We start from the raw sequence: 661 nt of genomic DNA, 5'->3' as shown, positions 1-661 counted from the left end.
GTTGCCTGGCTTGTTGCCCTTTTAACTGCTTTTGGATTTTCTCGATCTGACTGTTCTTAATCGTCGGATCGGCTTTGCATTCGCCAAAAAAGAGTTGTTTAGTGCCATCATGCTTTAAAACCCGTTGTAAGTGATGATTTTCTAACTGATCTAAGCTAAGCTGTCCCGATAAATAAGCTAGTCCTTGTTGATGTTCTTGGGGACTGAACACCTGTGGTGGATTTGCTTGCCACTGTTCAATTGTTTCAGCCTGACATGGCTTTAAAACAGGATCATAGTACATCACGGCTGTATAGGCTTGTTCCTGTTTAGTCATTGGTAATTCATCTAAATCGCCTTTGGGAAAGGCCCTTTTCAATACTTCATGGTATTGCGTTTTAATGACTTGCTTAACAGCCATGATTGTTCGCAAATCTTTGACTGCGCGAGTAATCTTTTGCTGCTCGGTTGGTGAATACTTTTCTAGTAGACCTTGATCAACGTGTTCTAGACTTTCTAAGCTATCATCATGAATCATCAGCGTATATTTAAGCTCGATTTTGACTTCCTTTTCTTGTTGCATTAATAACTTAAAACCAACGTATGGCCGCTTAGTAAAGGTCAATAATTGTTGGGTCAACAAATCATCACGAATATTCATTAAACGTTCGTTTAATTCACT

Annotated in this window: 1 pseudogene; it reads right to left on the bottom strand. The window is 39.2% G+C overall.

The annotated features are described in order from the left end of the window. Positions 1 to 661, bottom strand: a pseudogene (locus tag KGF70_RS17020) (nickase); the annotation flags it as partial.

Origin of the sequence: Lactiplantibacillus sp. 7.2.4, from assembly GCF_018991185.1 — a bacterium.
Taxonomy (GTDB): domain Bacteria; phylum Bacillota; class Bacilli; order Lactobacillales; family Lactobacillaceae; genus Lactiplantibacillus; species Lactiplantibacillus pentosus.
The sequence above is the reverse complement of the archived record's forward strand: the minus strand, read 5'-3'. Positions and strand labels throughout refer to the sequence as shown.